The organism is Verrucomicrobiota bacterium, assembly GCA_019247695.1.
Lineage (GTDB): Bacteria > Verrucomicrobiota > Verrucomicrobiia > Chthoniobacterales > JAFAMB01 > JAFBAP01.
Genome location: JAFBAP010000075.1, coordinates 1 through 17,130, shown reverse-complemented (window position 1 = coordinate 17,130; position 17,130 = coordinate 1). Strand labels below are relative to the sequence as shown.

Genomic DNA, 17,130 nt, shown 5'->3' with positions numbered 1-17,130 from the left:
ACCGAGTGGAAAAATCTTTTTTCGTTCGAGTTGTATTTTCAACGGGCCAAGTTTCACGTGGAAGGGCTTGGCGGCAGCTACGGCCTTGAGCGGCTTTACCATTACCGGATGCTGCCCGAGATGGGGCCGCCGGAAACCATCATCTACGAGTTCCCGCGGGGAGATCAGTCCTGGCACATCGAGCTGCAGGAGTTTCTGAAAGATATCGAACACGACCGGCCGCCCAGCCCTGGTCTGACCGAGGGCATCCGTACCCTGGAAATCGTTGAAGAGATTTACCGCAAAAGCGGCTACAGATAAAACATCCACAGATTACGCAGATTACACAGATTCAGAGGGCACCTCACGACGGCATCGGCATCTCCTCATTTGTGGCATTTTTCCGCTTGTGGCATTGGTGGCATTTTACTCGTTACCCGTTCCATGATCATCACTCGCTCTCCTCTGCGCATTTCCCTGGGCGGCGGCGGCACCGACCTGCCCTCCTATTACGAGGAGCATTCCGGTTTTCTGGTCGCCGCGGCCATCGACAAGTACGTTTACATTACGTTACACCAGACTTTTGTTGACGAGTTGATCGTCAAGTATTCCAAGCTGGAACGGGTCAAGTCGGCCGATCAGGTGGAGCACCCGATCATCCGCGAAGCGATGAAAACGGTGGGGGTTGAGGGGCCGTACCTCGAGATCACGTCGATGGCTGACATCCCGGCCGGTACGGGGTTGGGATCATCCGGCAGCTTCACCACCGCACTGCTGAAGGCGTTGCACGCCGTCAAGAAACACCTGGTGCACCCGGCCGAGCTTGCGGAACAAGCTTGTGAAATCGAAATCAACCGCTTGGGCGAACCGATCGGCAAACAAGACCAGTATATCGCGGCTTATGGCGGGATTACCTGCTTCAAATTCATGCCGGACGGCCGGGTGGACGCATGGCCGCTCAAGATCACTGAGGAAACGCTGTTCAACCTCGAGGACAACCTTTTGCTTTTCTTCACCGGCTACTCGCGGTCGGCTTCCTCAATCCTGCAAGAGCAGAAACAGAAAAGCCTGGTGGCCGACAAGGCGATGATTGAAAACCTGCATTTCGTCAAGGACCTGGGCAGACAGAGCCAACGGGCGTTGGAGGCCGGCGACCTGCACGAGTTTGCACGCCTGATGGACGTGCACTGGCAACGCAAGAAAGAACGCTCCGGCAGCATGTCCAACCAGCACATCAACGAATGGTACGATCACGCCCTGGCCAACGGCGCGCTCGGCGGCAAACTGATCGGCGCCGGCGGCGGTGGTTTTCTGATGTTTTACACCGAGGACAAATCCCGGCTGCGCCATGCCATGCGCGAGAAAGGCCTGACCGAGGTCCGCTTCCGGTTCGATTTCGAAGGCACCAAGATCGTGGTTCAGTCATGAGCTGGTTCAGACCGAAACTGCTGAGCGCGGGATGCACATGCCGAACGCAATGGCGGTCGTGATCCTGGCCGGCGGGCTCGCCACCCGCCTGCGTCCCATCACGGAGAAAATTCCCAAGTCCCTGGTTGAAGTGGCCGGAAAACCGTTTCTGGACCATCAGATTGCGCTTCTGCGCCGGTACGGCCTGACCGACCTGGTTCTCTGCGTGGGACACCTCGGAGAAATGATCCGCGACCGTTATGGCGACGGTTCCGCCTGGGATGTGCGGCTGCATTACTCGTTTGATGGGCCGAAACTGCTCGGCACGGGAGGTGCCCTGAAGCGCGCGCTGCCGCTCCTCGGAGAAGGTTTCCTGGTCCTTTACGGCGATTCCTACCTGCCGGTCGATTACCAAGCCGTCGTCAACGCGTTCCGCACGGCGAACCAGCCGGCGCTGATGACCGTTTTCGCTAACGCTGATGCCTGGGATAAAAGCAACGTCTGGTGGGAAGACGGGCGCATCAAACTTTACAGCAAACGGGCAAAGCTTCCCCAGATGCAACACATCGATTACGGGCTGATGGTGCTCACCGCCCCAATCTTCGATCCCTACGACGCGGAGCAGCCCTTCGATCTGGCCGAACCGCTCGAAGACCTGTCCCGGCGCGGCCGGCTCGCCGGATACGAAGTGCGTCAACGCTTTTACGAGATCGGCTCGCCCGCAGGCCTGGCCGAACTCAACGAGCTCCTCCGGAAATAAGAAAATGCCACAAATGCCACAAGCGGAAAAATGCCACAAATGGAAGAGAACCTGCTTGCAACCTCCTTCCCGAAAACCACACGGATAAGGAGAAGTAAAAAAACAGCTCAATCGCGGCATTCTTTTGTTTCCATATTCCGTTATTCGTGCCATTGACCCGATACCACGGGCCGGAGAGTGTCGGGAATGGCCCAGATCGGAAGTCAGTCATTTGTGGCATTCTTCTCGTGGCATTCTCTCCTATGAGTACTTACAGCGCTCAGCATCTCGCCGAAACGGCCGAGATCGTATCCCGAATTGATCCCGCAATCCTCGAGTCGATGGTCGATCATCTGCACGAGGTGCGGTCGCGCGGCGGCCGGTTGTTCTTTCTCGGGGTAGGGGGCAGCGCCGCCAATGCGTCGCATGCCGTCAACGATTTCCGCAAAATCGCGGACATCGAGGCCTACGCTCCGACCGATAACGTTTCAGAACTGACCGCGCGCACCAACGACGAAGGCTGGGCGTCAGTGTTCGTGGAATGGCTGCGTGGAAGCCGGCTCAGGCCTGAGGATGCCGTGATGGTGTTTTCCGTCGGAGGCGGTAACATTGAGAAAAACGTGAGCCCGAACCTGGTCTCGGCGCTTCTTTACGCCGAAAAGGTAGGCGCCAAAATTCTCGGCATCGTAGGCCGGGACGGCGGCTACACCGCCCAGGTCGCCGATGCCTGTTGCGTCATCCCAACCGTCAACCCTCAAAACGTCACGCCCCATTCCGAGGCCTTTCAGGCCGTGCTCTGGCACCTGTTTGTCTCGCACCCGAAGCTGAAGGTTCAACAGACCAAATGGGAATCGACGAAATAATCCGCTCACACGGCGGCCGCAGCGGGGGTGGCGGGCACAACGTAAGAGTTCACACGGCGAACACGGCGGAACACGGCGGGAAGATTAAATCATCCGCAGAACACGCAGAGAACGCAGAAAAGAGGAAACATCCACAGATTACACAGATTGACACAGATTAAGGGCACACGGCGGGAAGACCAGTTCCGTTACTCGACACCCGGCACTCGACACCCGGCACGCCGCGCTGTCTTCCTCGACCGTGACGGCGTAATTAACCGTCCCGTCGTGGTTGACTCCAAGCCGTACCCGCCCCGCTCATCGGCGGAGTTCGACCTGCTGCCGGGGGTGCCCGAAGCGTGTTCACGGCTGAGGGCGGCCGGCTTTCTGCTGGTGGTGGTGACCAACCAACCCGACGTCGGGCGAGGCACGCTGGACCGGGCGACGGTTGAACTGATCCATGCCGAGATGTGCCGCCGTTTGCCGATCGACCTCGTCAAGGTCTGTTATCATGCGGGCGAAAAGTATGGCGAACCATGCGGGTGCCGTAAGCCCAGGCCGGGGATGCTTCTCGAGGCGGCGCGGGAACTGGAAATCGATCTTGCCAGCTCGTTCATGGTGGGCGACCGGTGGCGTGACGTCGACTGCGGAAAACGGGCCGGTTGCCAAACCATTTTTATTGATTGGAATTACGACGAACCGTTGCGGGAGGCACCGGATCTCCGGGCCGGCAGCCTTTTGGACGCAGCGCGATTACTTACGATGCCAACTTCCGCCAGATGAAAACGCTCGACTACCTTTCCGTAAAGATCTTTGCCGACGGTGCCGACCTCGCGGGCATGCTCGACCTCTACCGCAATCCGGTCATCAAAGGACTTACCACTAATCCGACGCTGATGCGCAAGGCGGGGGTTAAAGACTACGAGAGTTTCGCGAAAGAAATTCTGCAAAGCGTCCAAACCAAACCGATTTCGTTCGAGGTTTTTTCGGATGAATTCCCGGAAATGCGGCGCCAGGCACTGAAGATCCGTGACTGGCAGCACAACGTCTTCGTCAAAATCCCGATCACCAATTCGCACGGCGAATCTGCGATTCCCCTGATCAAGGAACTGGCCGCCCTGGAGGTTCAGCTGAACATCACCGCCATCCTGACTTTGGACCAGGTCCGGCACGTCGCGGCGGTGTTGAATCCTGACGTTGCGGCGGTGGTTTCCGTTTTTGCCGGGCGCATCGCGGACACCGGGCGGCATCCCGACCCGATCATGCGGGCCAGCAAATCGTTGTTAAGCCACCTTCCCAAAGCCGAGCTCCTCTGGGCAAGCGTCCGGGAGGTGCTCAACATCATCCAGGCCGAGGAATGCGACTGCGACATCGTCACCGTGCCGCACGACATCCTCAACAAGGCCATTAAAATGATCGGCACCGACCTGACCGACCTCTCGCTCGACACCGTGAAGATGTTTGCGCGCGACGCGCACGAGGCCGGGTTTACCTTGTAACCTTTCGGACCAAAGGGAGAAAGGGGGGGAACGGTTCGGAAATCACCGGACCCTTTGCCTGCCTTGCCTTATTGGTGCTGCGGCTGGATGGTCCAGAGCGGGCTCACTGCCGGTTTTGTCGGCTGGTAAACCGGCTGAGGCGGATGATTAAGCAATGACGGCGTCAGCGCTCCGGTCTGCGCGTCCTTCCAGAACACTTCCGCCGGCGTGCCGTTGCCGTTGACGTTGGCTGCGCCCGCGAACGTCAACGAGGCCGGCACCGCCTGAAAGGCAGCCCGGACCGGCGCGCCGGTCCCGTTCATGTACCAGACGGAGACCAATCGCCCGCTGGGGTCGAGCCAGAGAAGGTCGTCCTTGCCGTCTCCGTTCAGATCCGCCACGCCCTGGAGCGTGGCACCCGCGCCGGCGCTCGCCTGCCCGAAAGCGACCGGCGAGACGGATGAAGCGTTGTTGAAAAACCAGGCGCTCACGCTGCCGTCCTGCGCTTGCCAGACGAGTTCAACGCGGGTGCCGCCTTCGCCGGTCAGGTTCGCCGCTGCGATGAGCCGTTGTTGGGTCCCGACATTTTGCGCATAGGTCTGGGTAAACGAGAGTTGGCCACTCACGAGGCCCGTATTTCGCATCACGACCGTGTCCCCCGTACTCAGGTTCCGCCAGACCAGGTCGGCCAGGCCGTCTCCGTCCAGGTCGCCGACCGCCGCCAGATTGTAACCGGGTGCCGGCGGGTTAACGCTGACCGACGAGAGCAGCTGGGCGCCGTTCATGAACCAGATGGTGACGGAAGCATCGACCAGGCTTTGCCATACCACGTCGCTCTTGCCGTCGCCGTTCAGGTCCGCGAAACCAAAGACGCGATACGGAAATGTGGCTACCGGGATGACGCCGTAGCCGTTGATCGCGAGCCCGGCCATAATCCAGACCGCAACTGAGCTGTCACCGGAATTCCTCAGCAGCAGGTCCTGTTTGCCGTCGCCGTTAAAATCGCCGGCCCGGGAAACGAATGGCTGCGTGTCGGCGGGCGCAGAAGGAAGGGAAGGGGTTACGGAAGTTCTGGCGCCATAAAGGGATTGGCCGCCCGCAATGTCGTCTGCGGTCAGGTCATCGGTGTTGCTGATCACCGAATTCATGATCGCATTCACGGTTTGGCCCGCCTGGTCCGGGTGGCCCAGGCCGATGAAATGCCCCAACTCGTGCAGCGCCACCCGCCGCAGGTCGATGGCCGGAGTCTGGAGCGGTCCGCGATACGAATTCCAGACGTAAGCGGTGTTGAAAACGATGTCCGTCGGCGCAAAGGTGCTCGGGTTGCCCGGGTAGTAATAGATTTCCGTGACGGCCAGGATATCACCGCTCAAATCGCTGCCGCTGGCCGATGATGCGAAACCCGCTTCAGACAGGCTGTTGCTCGAGTTGGTCCCGTTCGGATCGGTTCCGTCAACCGCCTGAATCTGCAGGTTCTGCAGGTAAGAATTCCAGTCAGCCACAGCGTTGTCGAAGACCTGGTCGTAGCTCAACGACCCATCCTGCAGGGGGAAGGTGGCGAGGTTGGCCCCGAGTTTCGCCTCGGAAGCCGTCAGGTTATCGTAGATGGTCGGGTTCGGCGTGGCCCAGACGATGTCCTCGAGGACGTATCCTTCTACCGGACAGGCCAGCGCTGCCGAAACCGCCAGGGCGATGAGAAAAAGCCGCTTCATGGGAATAATCTATTGGCTCGCGGCCTGCCGCACCCGTTCCAGGAACTGGTCAACCGTATCCGCCGAACGCAGGTAGTCTCGGGTGGTCACTCCCGTCATGGCCGGTACCCTGGTTTCGAACTTTTCAGTCCCGTTGACCGGCTGGCCCCAGTGTCGATACACGCGATCCACATTGCTCTCATTGTCGTGCACGACGCGCATGGCCCCTTGAGTAAGGCCCAGCACCGGACAGACCAACGCCTTGCCGGGTCCCGCACAAAAGAGGATGTAGCGTTCCCCGGGTGAAAACTGCGGCACATCGGGTACCTTCAGCCCGCGCCCGTCGATCTCGCCCCCAAGGAAATCAAGCGTGAGGCTCCCGCCGGGATTCCCTTTGATGCTTTTAAGAACGAGAAAACTTACGCGGGTCCGGATTGCCTTTGTCCCGGCTGGCGTTGCCCAATAGGATTGCACGTTCTGAACCGTGACGTCGGCGATGATTTCTGCAGATTTGCAGATTTGCTCCAGGCTCATCGTCCGGGCGAGCGAAGCCATCGCCTGGCCCGCGAATATCAAGCCGGCCAGCAAGGCGCAGACGCAAGCCGCGGAAACGCGGTTTTTTCGAATGATTCTCAGTGGGAATGCCATGGCGTGCTCCGGGCTAAGCGGCGATTTTGTTATGGAAATTATCGGTAATCCCCTTTTCTCACGACGACCGGCGTTCTTGCCAGCCTTTTCGTGCACCCCCCTTTTCGCTTAGGCTTTTCAGCCGGTTCTGGAAAGCTCATTTTTCGTCGTCTTAACCCGTACCAGCGCCATTGTTCCGTCTTATAACCAGGGGCGTTTTCTGGCGCCGACGCTTCGGCCAAGAGGGCGAGGCCCAGCCAAATTTCAACTCCTTCTCCTTCATCACCTTGAAGGTCCAAGCCTGCGCGGCAAACCGTTGCGTGCGTCTATCTCGCTGGAACCTTGCTCAAGGACGTAAGATGTGCTGAGGATAAACGCCGTTTGAGGATCCTGTTAACCCGACTATCAGGGTGTTATGTCAATTTATGCTGAACCGCGTCGCGTACTCGACTTAAACGACTGTTATTTTTACCACACGATTGACCTTCCGCGCCTCGGGAGGATCGACGGCAGTTGGTATCTGCATGATCTCAGAAGTTACCTTGGCGGTGTAGACTTTGAAGGAAACCGTGTGTTAGATGTAGGTTGCGCCGGCGGAGCGCTGAGCTTCTATATGGAACAACAAGGGGCAGAAATTGTCTCTTTTGATCTTGATGAGTGCGGAAGTTGGGACATGGTTCCCTTTGCGAAGTGGGCGGACTTCGAACATATATCCGAGGAAAGGAAGGCGATTATTCGAAGACTTAATAACGCCTACTGGTTTGCACACGGGCTTTTCAATTCAAAGGCACAGGTTGTATATGGAAACGTTTATGCTATTCCCGGCGCGATTGGGCCTGTGGACATTGTAGTTTACGGCTCAATTCTGATTCATTTAAGAGACCCGTTCCTTGCGCTGCAGAGCGGACTCAGATTAGCTAAGCATACGGCGATCATCACCGAGCCCCTGCGTGCCCAAGGCCAGGCGGCGACGGAACCAGTCCTTGGCTTTCTTCCAGACTCAACAACGGTCGAGCCGAAAGACGCTTGGTGGGATGTCCGTCCCGGGTGGGCCATGCGCGCTCTCGGTGTACTTGGATTCGAAGATGTCCAGGTCAAGTATCATACGCAAATGTATAATGGTAAGATCGAACAATTATACACCGTTGTTGGAAAACGAACTCATGGGCATGTCGTTCCGTGAGTGGCCGGCCGCAATCCGGCAGGCGGCAGCGACGATTTTCCTGGTCACAAACCGTTCGGACCGAAGTGCAGAATCGTGGGTGAAAGAGGATTCGATTGCAAATCCGGGTAATCACCAGACTATAATTAGGTGCTAGAAAGTTTTCCGCTACCTTGCTGGTGCGGCTTCGCCGACCTGCAGGATTTCGCGCCGGGCTACCGGCAATGCAGCCGATGTCGCACCCTCCTTTCTGAGGGTCGCGTCCGGCGCCGGTACGACAAGGTCGAAGATGAAGAGGAGGACTTTTACGGCAGGAATTACTGGTTTGAACACCAGAGGGACCAGCTTGGACTTCCGGACCTCCGGACGCGGGCGCATACCGACTTCATCGACCGATACCCGCACTGGCTCCGTTTGGTCTATGATCTCGGTCTGAGTTCGGGGAAGGCTCTTGAGCTCGGCTGCGGGCACGGTGGCTTTGTGTACCTGCTGCGCCAAGCCGGCTTCGATGCGGCGGGGCTTGAGCTGAGCCCCTGGCTGGCCGACTTTGCCCGTCGTCATTACGAGATCCCGGTATTCGTGGGACAATTGTCGCATCAGAAGATCGATCCGCGAACGTACGACCTGGTGCTCGCGTTCGATGTGCTGGAACATCTGGAGGATCCGCTCGGCACGCTGCAACTCTGCCGCAAGGTCCTCAAGGGGGACGGCCGGATCCTGTTACAGACGCCGCTCATCCCGGCGGGCGCCAGCTACGAGGCGTTACGGACGAGTGATCACCCTTTTTTGAAGATGCTGATGCCGGACGAGCACCTGTTTCTGTTTCCGGCCCCTGCCCTTCGCGCTCTCCTTGATGCCGCCGGTTATGCCGCGATCACTGAACAGCCCTCGGCTTTCCCGCAGCACGATATAACCCTTTCCGCCGCTGCGGGTCCTTCCGGCACCCGTTCTCAGGCAAAGCCGGAGCCGCCCCCGGTCGCGGCGGCGTTGATCACCTTGTTTGATACAAATCGAGCGCTGCATGAGCACTGCAGGGCTCGTGAGCACGACGCCGATGCGCGTCTGCAGCTCCTGCATGAGGCCGAGTCCAGGCTGATCGAGCTCGAACGTGAGGCCAGTGACCGGCTGGCGCTGCTGGAGCAAGCCGGATCCAAGTTGATTCAGCTTGAGCGCGATGCCAGTGACCGGCTGGCGCTGCTGGGAAAGGCTGACGTCGAACTGCGAGAGCAAATCAGCCGGCGCCAGGAAAGCGAGCAGGCATTACAAGAGCAGATCATCCTGCGAAACGAAAGCGAGCAGGCCTATGCCCTTGCCTCTGAGCAGTGGCGCATGCTCGTCATCGGCACCTGCAATCAATGTCTGGATAACCTTAAGGGGCTTTCGTCCCGCGGCCCCCTGGCGGTTTTGGGCTGGTTAACGGGCCGGCAGCGTAAGCACCGGGATCTCTTGGCGGCGACGGCGGAGGTCGACGAACTCGTCCGTTTGATTCCGGCGATCCGCCAGTCGCTCGAACGTACCATCCTGGCCGAGCAACGGCGCTTGGCCATCGAAGGAAAAGGCGGCCAGCACGATGATGGAACCGATTTACCTGGCGGCTTGCCCAATACCGCCTTGACCCCCGAGGTTTTACGTGCGCACCTTGACGCGGTCGAAAAACTAGCGGTCCGGCTGGTCTTCCTGCGCGGGTTGCTCGCTCGAGAAGCCAACACCTCTCTCCACCGTCAGACCTGTACTCAGGGTGGGATCGCTGCCCGCGAATGAGCGCGGGCTTGACGCCACGCTGACAGAATGCCAAGAGTCGCTTGGGCCATTCATTTGGCTCGTCCTGAAGCGCTTCGGGCTTCAGGCTTGTGAGAGTCGTGTACGATGTTTAAGGGGAATGCAGTCCAACTGATCGTTGATTTGACTCCACTCAGGCCCGGCGGCGCCAACGGCGGCGTTAAGCCGGCCATCGCGGAATTCCTCAAGGGGTTAGCGAGTAGCCGCCGGCCGCGGTTCTCCCTTTTCCTGATTACCAATTCATCTACGGAAAAAGAGGCCCTCGCCTGGCTGGGGGCTAAAGCGGAGAACCTTTGCCTTGATCATCCGGGCGCGCAAGGGGATTTGCCGGAGGCATTTTTTCGCGGGCGCCGGTTTGACGTCTTTTATGCGCCGTTCGGCATGGTACGCTTCCCGCACTCCGGGCTGCCGACTGTCTCCATGGTAGTAGACTTGCTTCACCGGGACTACCCGGCGTCTTTGCCGTACCAGGAAATAGAATGGCGGGAACGCTACTTCTCGCAGATGGTGATCTCGGCTGACCGGTTTCAAGTCATCTCCGACTTCACCGGCCGCCAGTTGCAGGAGCACTATAAGGTGCCCCGTGAGAAGATCTTCCGGACTTACCTGCCCATCCACGACCGTTTTGGAGCCGTGCACCTGCCGGGGCCGGCGGAACCGCCGGGGTATTTCTTCTATCCGGCGAATTTCTGGCCCCACAAGAACCATGAAGTTCTGCTCCTGGCGTATCAATTGTACGTGCGTGAGTTGGGCCCGGAGGCGTGGCGCCTGGTCCTGACGGGCAGTGATTCCGAGCGGCAGGAGCAATTACAACTTCTGGGTGAGACCCTGGGAATTGCCGGCCATATCGAGTTTTCAGGCCATATCCCGGAAGCGGAGTTGGGCCGGGTTTTCGGCGCAGCGTCTGCACTGGTTTTTCCCTCGTTGCATGAAGGATTTGGCATCCCGCCATTGGAGGCGATGCGTTTCGACGTGCCGGTGATCGCTTCGGAAAGCGGCAGCCTTGGCGAAGTTGTCGGGGACGCCGCCTTGACGGTGGATCCTCGTAAGCCGCTGCTGCTGGCGGAGGCGATGTGCCGTCTTACCCGCTCGCCGGAGCTGCAACAGGTCCTGCGCGAAAAAGGCAGGCGCCGGATCGCCGAATTTTCCTTTTCCACCGAGCTGTCCCGATTAACCGGCGCCCTTGTTGAGGCGGCAAATAAGGGGGAACGTCACACGGATTCACCAAAGGTCGCGCACCGGCTCGGGCGGTGGCGGGCGCGCCAGCTGACGGCCGGCCGCGCATTGGCCGGACGTGCGTATCGCTTTCTTCGGGACCGCGTATGAGCCCGTCCTTCAGCGTGGTGACCCCATCCTACAACCAGGGCAGGTACATCCGTGCCACCGTGGAGAGCGTGCTTGGCCAGAACATCCCGGGTCTGGAGTACCTCGTCATTGACGGCGGCAGCACGGACGAGACGCTGGAGGTGCTGCGCTCGTACGGCGACCGGCTCTGGTTCTGCAGCGAGCGGGATCACGGCACGGCCGACGCGATCAACAAAGGTTTCGCACGCGCGCGGGGCGACCTCCTCGGCTGGCTCAATTCCGATGACGTTTACTACCCCGGCACCCTGTCGAGGGTGATCGCCCTTTTTGAGGCACACCCGGAGGTCGACGTCATCTACGGCCGGGCGCACCACGTGGACGCCGGGGGCCGCGCCATCGATGAGTACCCCACCGAAGCCTGGTCGTTTGAACGGCTGCTGGAGCATTGCATCATCAGCCAGCCCGCGGCCTTCTTCCGCCGCCGCACCGTCGAAAAGTTCGGCCCGTTGGCGGAGGCTCACAAATACTGCGTCGACTACGAGCTTTGGATACGCTGGGCCCAGCGCGGAGCGAAGTTCCTATACGTGCCTGAGTTTTTTGCGGCCACGCGCCTTCATGAGGCGGCCAAGACGGTAGCCCTGCGCCTCCGCTGTCATGAAGACATCAACGACATCCTGGTGGAACGCCTCGGGTACGTCCCGGTACGTTGGCTTTCAAACTACGCGCACATACAGACTGAACAGCGGGTCGACCGGTCGCGCCATGAGTTGGTTTTTATCTTGCTGACCGCCGCCCGGTGCCTGCTTGCCGACCTGCGCTGGAATAAACGGATTTCGGGTTCGACCGTGGAAATGCTCTCGGGTTGGGCCAGGCACTTCTGGCAACGGTTACGCTCCTCATGATTCCGGGGCATGAATGAAGATCGCCTTTGACGTTGCGCAGACCTGCAGCCCGAAAGCCGGGTGCGGCTGGGTGGCTGACCTCCTGGCGAGGGCACTGGTCGAGGTCGCCCCGGAGCACCGGTTTCTGTTGCTGCACCATTTTGGCACCTGGCTGAATCCGGAGATCAAAGCGGGCACCCACATCCATGCAGCCAACGTTGAAGAACCGATGGCCAGGTACTCGGTGGCCGAAGCGCGTGAGTTCTGGGCGGAAGTTGCCGGTGGCAGGCGCACGTTGCCGGGGGAGCCCGATATCGTGCACGCAAACTGTTTCCAGGCGCCGGTAGCAGGGCCGGCCAGACTGGTGTACACGGTTTATGATGTCAGCTTCTGGGTTTGCCCGGAATTCACCACGGAAGTAAACCGTCTGGTTTGCCAGAAGGGCACGCTGGACGCCCTCAACCGGGCGGCGGGTTTGGTGTTTATCTCGGAATATTCCCGGCTCGAGTTCGAACGGTTGTTTCCTGGAGTTTGTGAGCGTCGCGGCATTCAAACTGTCGTGGCGTTGCTTGCGTCGCGGTTCCCCCCCTTGGAGCGGTCCAGGGCGCGAGCCGTGACCGGCCCCTGGCTTGCCGTAGGCTCGATTGAGCCACGAAAGAACTACGACCTTCTGCTGGACGCGATTGAGCTTTATTGGCAGCAATCGCACGTTCGACGACCCCTGGCCATTGCCGGGGGCACCGGTTGGAAGTCGGAAGGTACCCGGGCGCGGATCAAATCCCTCAAGAAAGAGGGGATGGTCCGTTACGAAGGCTACGTCGACGAGGAGCGCCTTCAGAAATTGTACCGTGAAAGTTTTGCCCTCCTGTTTACGAGCCATTACGAGGGATTCGGACTCCCGCTCATTGAAGCCATGAGCCAGGGCTGCCCGGTGATCAGCACCCGCAACACCAGTCTGCCTGAAGTCGGTGGCGATGCCGTTCTCTGGTGCGAACGGAGCGACGCAACGGAGCTGGCGAGCCACATGCTGGCTCTTGAGCGGTCCCCAGGTCTCCAGCTGGCCCTTTCTGAAAAGGGAGTAAACCATGCCCTGTATTTCAGCTGGGAGGCAACCGCTCGCAAGGTGCTCCAGCTTTATCGGCTCATCAGGGAGCACGCTCGTTGCGACTGAGCGCTGCGTTGACCGAACCCACTCAATCCAGCTTGCTACTGCATCCCGGGGCGATCCACCGCAAAACGCGAAGTTTGTAGCAGGTACGCGGAGAGGAGCAATGGCCGCACTTGAAAATCGCTGCTTTGCAAGCGTTTTTCTCGGACCCGCGCCTTTTCACGCCTGGACCGTCTACTTGATCGCAACAACCAAACTTGTGAACCCTCCCTTTTTCGTACTGAAATCCAGCGCTTCATAGTGCTGCAACTGCAGGGCGCTACCCGCTTCCGTACTTACATCCTCCAATGGCAACTCACTAAGCCGATGAAACTGCCTGACTTGTGAAAACCCTGCCCTCTTCATTACCGCCTTCTGAAGACTGAATTCCATGTCTCTTTCGGTGGTTCCGTAGTCTCTGACGGCGGCGACCGCCTCGGGGGTCTTTGAATGGCCGCATCCCGGTTCAGCCGTGATAAGGACACCACCATCCTCCAGCGAGTCATAGATGTTTTTGAGGAGCCTGTCTTCATCGGTTGAGTGATGCAACGCGTCATAGATGACTGCGCAGCCAAACTTGCCGTGGCTAATTTCCGCTTCGTAGTCACAAACGTAGAGATCCACATTCGCCAGTTCTCGACAATTGATCACCGCCAGGTCGATCATGGCTGGGGCTATATCAAGGCCAACCACAGAATATCCGGATTGCGCAAAAATCTTAGATGTCCATCCCGAACCGATGCCTAAATCCAAAAGTCTGGCCGGAGGAGACGGGAGCAACTTCAAGATTTGAGCAACGTCCATCAGGTACCAACCTCGACGTGAATCCGTGAAAGGTTTCCCCAGAAGGTAGCTATGGACTTCATCCAACGGTACCTTTAGAACCTGGGAAATATTTTCGACGTAATTGACTTCATTCATCTTCGACTTCATTCGACTTAGCGCTTCCATAAATCGCTCTCCTCCAGACCGCGATGACCGTCATTCCCTGGTTCATCGGCAGGTAGACTGATGCGTTCGCCCGCCAAACGATCGTCATGCCGGCCTTCGCAACCACCGCCCGCGAAGGCGCTATTCAGTTCTTTTTCAGTCCTGTCAACCCCAACGTTTCAGAGAACTTACGCACCGTGACGCTTGAGGGGGCGTAGTTCTCGGCCATATTGGACGTTTTGAGCATGCGTTTTACAAAGTATGTATTCGATGATCGAAGAGATACTCAAGGCAGCGACCGAATCTGCATACGATTTCCGGAAAAATGCGTATCCGGATGATCCACTCAGGCACCTGTTCCCGGAATGGATCCCGTATTACCGGCTCAAATGGGCGATCGCGCGGGTACTTCAGCCACGGAGCATCCTCGAGATCGGCGTCCGGTTCGGGTATTCGATGCTGGCGTTTTTGGACGCTAGTCCCTCGGCCCGGTACGTTGGCATAGATCTCGATTCGGCAACCTTCGGCGGCTCGGTGGGAGCAATCGGGTGGGCTCGTCACGTTGCTAAAGGGTACCGGGCCGACTTCATCGTCGGGGATTCCACGAAAATGGATAGATTCCCTGGTGACCGCTACGACTTGATTCACATCGACGGGCAACAGGATGGGCAGGGGACGATGCATGACCTCAGGCTCGCATCTGGCCAGGGCTCCTATGTGCTGGTAGACGGCTACTTCTGGTCGAGGCAGAACTTTCTTGGGGCGTCCGAATTTCTGTTTCGTTACCGTGACCTCATCGAATTTTACGAAGTGATCCCGGGTTACGCCGGTGAACTCCTGATCAAAATGAGGGAAGCCGGCCCGTTTGCCGGCCTGCAGCCGGCCGAATCGAGCATGGCCCTGCGCAACGTCTACACCAAGGACTATTACTTGCTGGATTGCGAAGGGTATGAGGAATTTAAACGCACCCGCGGTGCGACGCTTGAAGGCGCGCGTTTGGAAGCGGTGGCGAGACTATGCGGCGTCGGCCCCGCGGGGAAGGCGCTGGACCTTGGATGCGGCCGGGGTGAACTGAGCCTGGAACTTGCGCGCCGGGGGTTTGCCGTCGATGCGATCGACTACTCCAAAGACGCGATCGAAATCGCCAGCGAGGCTCTGGCAAGAAACCCGGCGATCTCATCATCGATCTCGCTCGAGTGCAATGACGTTAACCAGGCTGGGATGAATGGCCCCTACAATGTTGCCGTGGCCTCGGACCTCATCGAGCACATGAAGCCTTCTGAACTGGACGTGCTCTACCGGCGAGTCAGCGAAAATCTCGCGCAATACGGGCTGTTCATCATCCACACGTACCCGAACGCCTGGTATTACCAGTACGAGTACCGGCGAAAACTACGAATTGCCGCTGCGATCGGCGCATACCTTCCGGTTGAGCCGCGGACCCGATACGAGTTGTTGATGCATATCAATGAGCAATCTCCTCGGGTTTTGAAGCGGGAACTCAGCAGGCACTTTCCGCACGTGCTGGTCTGGTTCGGGAACCCGTATGAGCCCGGTGAAAATCTTGGACGGAAGTTTTCGATTCAGGAAATGCGTTCTGCACCGGACCTGTTCGCCGTGGCATCGAACTCGCCCATCCCGCTTCCAAGGATGCTTAGTCGCCTCCGGATGGAACAGATCCTGGAACCGCTCTCGGCGGTGAGCCTCCGTGTGGTGGCACCTCCTCGCATCATGCAAGCTTCGTCCGGTTACGACTTACAGGTTGAACTGCACAACGGGAGCAGGGTTGATCTGAAAAGCCTGCCTCCCTGTCCCATCCATCTATCGTACCATTGGTTAGCTCCGCACGGACGTTATTCGGTATATGAGGGTATTCGTTCCCGGTTGAAACCGGATGCCGAATCAGGATCATCCCAAATGTACAGGACTTACGCACCGTGACGCTTGAGGGGGGCGTGGTTATCGGCCATATTGGGCCTTTTGACCTTATGCGGACGCTGAGCAAACCTTCGACGGCCAAATGCACCCTGGAGCACTACACGGCTTTCCTTTTGGCGGAGCCGCAGAGTGCGGGCTGCGTGCGGTTGGCTCAAGTGGCCGGCCAGTTCGCCCATGATGCGGTCAACCGGTTTTTGAATCGGGAGGCCTTCGGCGGCAAGGATTTGTTCGAAGAGGGGCGGCCGCTCCTGGTTTTGGAAGGCGGCACGTTAAGTGCCGATGACACCGTGCTGGACAAGCCCTATAGCCAGGAAGGCAAGACCGAATTGGTGGGCTACTTCTGGAGCGGCAAGCACGGCCGCGCCGTCAAGGGCGTCTGCCTGGTGACCCTGTTGTATACCGACCCCAACGGGGTCTGCCTGCCCGTCAATTTTCGCTTGGTGGATAAGGCTGAGGGCAAGACCAAAAATGAGCTGTTCCGGGCGATGGTCAGCGAAGTGCTCGGCTGGGGGTTGCGGCCGGCGGTGGTGAGTGCCGATAGCTGGTACTCCGGGGTGGACAACCTCAAGTTCCTCAGGAAAGAGGGACTGGGCTTTCTCATTGGCCTGGAGAAAAACCGCATCGTCAGCCAACGGGAGCATGACTATGTGCCGGTGGGAGCTTTGGAGTTGCCCGACTGCGGCCAGGTGGTGCATCTGCGCAAGTTTGGTTTTGTGACGCTGTTTCGAACGCTCGATAAAAACGGCGAGCCGAGACACTACGCCCAATACGACCCGCAAAAAAAAAGCGCATGAAAGTCGCCTACGGTCACTTCGTGCACGTCCACCGGCAGCATTGGTCCATTGAAGGCTACCATCGGGCCCTCAAGCAGGTCTGCCATGCCGAGAAGTTCTTCGTGCGCTGGAAGCAGGCGATTGGCAATCACGTCTTCTGCGCCTTACGGGCCTTCCTGAAGCTGGAGGAGCGGCGCTGCCGTGGCCTGATTGCCAGTTGGTATGAACTCAAACGCCACCTCATTGACCAAGCGGTTGGCGCCTTCATCCACCAGATGGCAGATCAACACAGTGCGTAACTCCTGTCGGATTTGGCCACGTGCGTGGATGAGCGCTGGACCATCGTGACGTCCGCGCCCTGCTCCCAGAGGTCGGCGCAGATGTCGTGGGCCGAATTGCAAGCGCCTAACACAACGCACGCTTTGCCCCGGTACGCTTCGCCGCTGGTGTAC

At 58.8% G+C, this 17,130-nt stretch carries 15 protein-coding genes and 2 pseudogenes; 13 read left to right on the top strand and 4 right to left on the bottom strand.

Translation table 11 applies throughout. The features are described from left to right. The 6 genes from JO015_07985 to JO015_07960 form a co-directional block, all read left to right on the top strand. Positions 1–300, top strand: a 300-nt coding sequence (locus JO015_07985) for a gfo/Idh/MocA family oxidoreductase (GenBank protein MBV9999038.1), incomplete at its 5' end; no start/stop codon positions are given. A 123-nt stretch (positions 301–423) separates the two neighbouring features. Beyond that, positions 424–1,407: a galactokinase gene (locus JO015_07980; GenBank protein ID MBV9999037.1), complete on the top strand. Its 984-nt coding sequence runs from the start codon at positions 424–426 to the stop codon at positions 1,405–1,407. 31 nt (positions 1,408–1,438) lie between these two features. Next, positions 1,439–2,146 carry a nucleotidyltransferase family protein gene (locus JO015_07975; GenBank protein ID MBV9999036.1) on the top strand — a complete coding sequence of 236 codons (708 nt, stop codon included), beginning with the start codon at positions 1,439–1,441 and terminating at the stop codon, positions 2,144–2,146. A 242-nt stretch (positions 2,147–2,388) separates the two neighbouring features. Continuing rightward, positions 2,389–2,988, top strand: a complete 600-nt coding sequence (locus tag JO015_07970) for an SIS domain-containing protein (protein MBV9999035.1) — start codon at positions 2,389–2,391, stop codon at positions 2,986–2,988. 156 nt (positions 2,989–3,144) lie between these two features. Then, complete coding sequence (locus JO015_07965; GenBank protein ID MBV9999034.1) at positions 3,145–3,750, top strand: HAD family hydrolase; 606 nt, start codon at positions 3,145–3,147, stop codon at positions 3,748–3,750. Continuing rightward, positions 3,747–4,466, top strand: coding sequence for a transaldolase (locus JO015_07960; protein ID MBV9999033.1), 720 nt, complete (start codon positions 3,747–3,749; stop codon positions 4,464–4,466). Before JO015_07965 ends, JO015_07960 begins: the two co-directional genes overlap by 4 nt. Before the next feature lie 68 nt (positions 4,467–4,534). Here JO015_07960 and JO015_07955 read toward each other — a convergent pair whose 3' ends face one another. Continuing rightward, complete coding sequence (locus tag JO015_07955) at positions 4,535–6,157, bottom strand: VCBS repeat-containing protein (GenBank protein ID MBV9999032.1); 1,623 nt, start codon at positions 6,155–6,157, stop codon at positions 4,535–4,537. Between the two features lie 9 nt (positions 6,158–6,166). Beyond that, the gene (locus JO015_07950; protein ID MBV9999031.1) at positions 6,167–6,784 is read right to left on the bottom strand and encodes a hypothetical protein; all 618 of its coding nucleotides are present in this window, start codon (positions 6,782–6,784) and stop codon (positions 6,167–6,169) included. A gap of 394 nt (positions 6,785–7,178) precedes the next feature. Between JO015_07950 and JO015_07945 the strand changes: the two genes are divergently transcribed. The 5 genes from JO015_07945 (at position 7,179) to JO015_07925 (ending at position 13,061) form a co-directional block, all read left to right on the top strand. Then, on the top strand, positions 7,179–7,946 hold the full coding sequence (locus tag JO015_07945) for a methyltransferase domain-containing protein (protein ID MBV9999030.1): 768 nt from the start codon (positions 7,179–7,181) through the stop codon (positions 7,944–7,946). Positions 7,947–8,075: 129 nt separating this feature from the next. Continuing rightward, a complete protein-coding gene (locus tag JO015_07940) occupies positions 8,076–9,686 on the top strand; it encodes a methyltransferase domain-containing protein (protein ID MBV9999029.1) in 1,611 nt (536 codons plus the stop codon). Between the two features lie 141 nt (positions 9,687–9,827). Beyond that, a complete protein-coding gene (locus tag JO015_07935) occupies positions 9,828–11,030 on the top strand; it encodes a glycosyltransferase family 4 protein (protein ID MBV9999028.1) in 1,203 nt (400 codons plus the stop codon). Continuing rightward, positions 11,027–11,911 (top strand): glycosyltransferase, encoded by an 885-nt coding sequence (locus tag JO015_07930; protein ID MBV9999027.1) that lies wholly within the window; start codon positions 11,027–11,029, stop codon positions 11,909–11,911. Before JO015_07935 ends, JO015_07930 begins: the two co-directional genes overlap by 4 nt. Before the next feature lie 13 nt (positions 11,912–11,924). After that, positions 11,925–13,061 (top strand): glycosyltransferase family 4 protein, encoded by a 1,137-nt coding sequence (locus tag JO015_07925; protein MBV9999026.1) that lies wholly within the window; start codon positions 11,925–11,927, stop codon positions 13,059–13,061. A gap of 171 nt (positions 13,062–13,232) precedes the next feature. On the opposite strand, the gene JO015_07920 is transcribed toward JO015_07925, so the two are convergent. Beyond that, the gene (locus JO015_07920) at positions 13,233–13,958 is read right to left on the bottom strand and encodes a methyltransferase domain-containing protein (protein MBV9999025.1); all 726 of its coding nucleotides are present in this window, start codon (positions 13,956–13,958) and stop codon (positions 13,233–13,235) included. A gap of 279 nt (positions 13,959–14,237) precedes the next feature. Here JO015_07920 and JO015_07915 point away from each other — a divergent pair, with 279 nt between their 5' ends. Together JO015_07915 and JO015_07910 are read left to right on the top strand one after the other, a co-directional pair. Further along, positions 14,238–15,908 (top strand): methyltransferase domain-containing protein, encoded by a 1,671-nt coding sequence (locus JO015_07915; protein ID MBV9999024.1) that lies wholly within the window; start codon positions 14,238–14,240, stop codon positions 15,906–15,908. A gap of 47 nt (positions 15,909–15,955) precedes the next feature. Next, a pseudogene (locus JO015_07910) lies at positions 15,956–16,977 on the top strand (transposase). Between the two features lie 5 nt (positions 16,978–16,982). Here the strand turns inward: JO015_07910 and JO015_07905 are convergent. Then, positions 16,983–17,130, bottom strand: a pseudogene (locus JO015_07905) (NAD(P)-binding domain-containing protein).

Bases quoted from the DNA above. Each gene is read 5' to 3' on its own strand.
- JO015_07945 (MBV9999030.1), top strand. From the start codon at position 7,179: ATGTCAATTTATGCTGAACCGCGTCGCGTACTCGACTTAAACGACTGT.
- JO015_07970 (MBV9999035.1), top strand. From the start codon at position 2,389: ATGAGTACTTACAGCGCTCAGCATCTCGCCGAAACGGCCGAGATCGTA.
- JO015_07925 (MBV9999026.1), top strand. From the start codon at position 11,925: ATGAAGATCGCCTTTGACGTTGCGCAGACCTGCAGCCCGAAAGCCGGG.
- JO015_07950 (MBV9999031.1), bottom strand. From the start codon at position 6,784: ATGGCATTCCCACTGAGAATCATTCGAAAAAACCGCGTTTCCGCGGCT.
- JO015_07960 (MBV9999033.1), top strand. From the start codon at position 3,747: ATGAAAACGCTCGACTACCTTTCCGTAAAGATCTTTGCCGACGGTGCC.
- JO015_07920 (MBV9999025.1), bottom strand. From the start codon at position 13,958: ATGAATGAAGTCAATTACGTCGAAAATATTTCCCAGGTTCTAAAGGTA.
- JO015_07930 (MBV9999027.1), top strand. From the start codon at position 11,027: ATGAGCCCGTCCTTCAGCGTGGTGACCCCATCCTACAACCAGGGCAGG.
- JO015_07915 (MBV9999024.1), top strand. From the start codon at position 14,238: ATGATCGAAGAGATACTCAAGGCAGCGACCGAATCTGCATACGATTTC.
- JO015_07980 (MBV9999037.1), top strand. From the start codon at position 424: ATGATCATCACTCGCTCTCCTCTGCGCATTTCCCTGGGCGGCGGCGGC.
- JO015_07955 (MBV9999032.1), bottom strand. From the start codon at position 6,157: ATGAAGCGGCTTTTTCTCATCGCCCTGGCGGTTTCGGCAGCGCTGGCC.
- JO015_07975 (MBV9999036.1), top strand. From the start codon at position 1,439: ATGCACATGCCGAACGCAATGGCGGTCGTGATCCTGGCCGGCGGGCTC.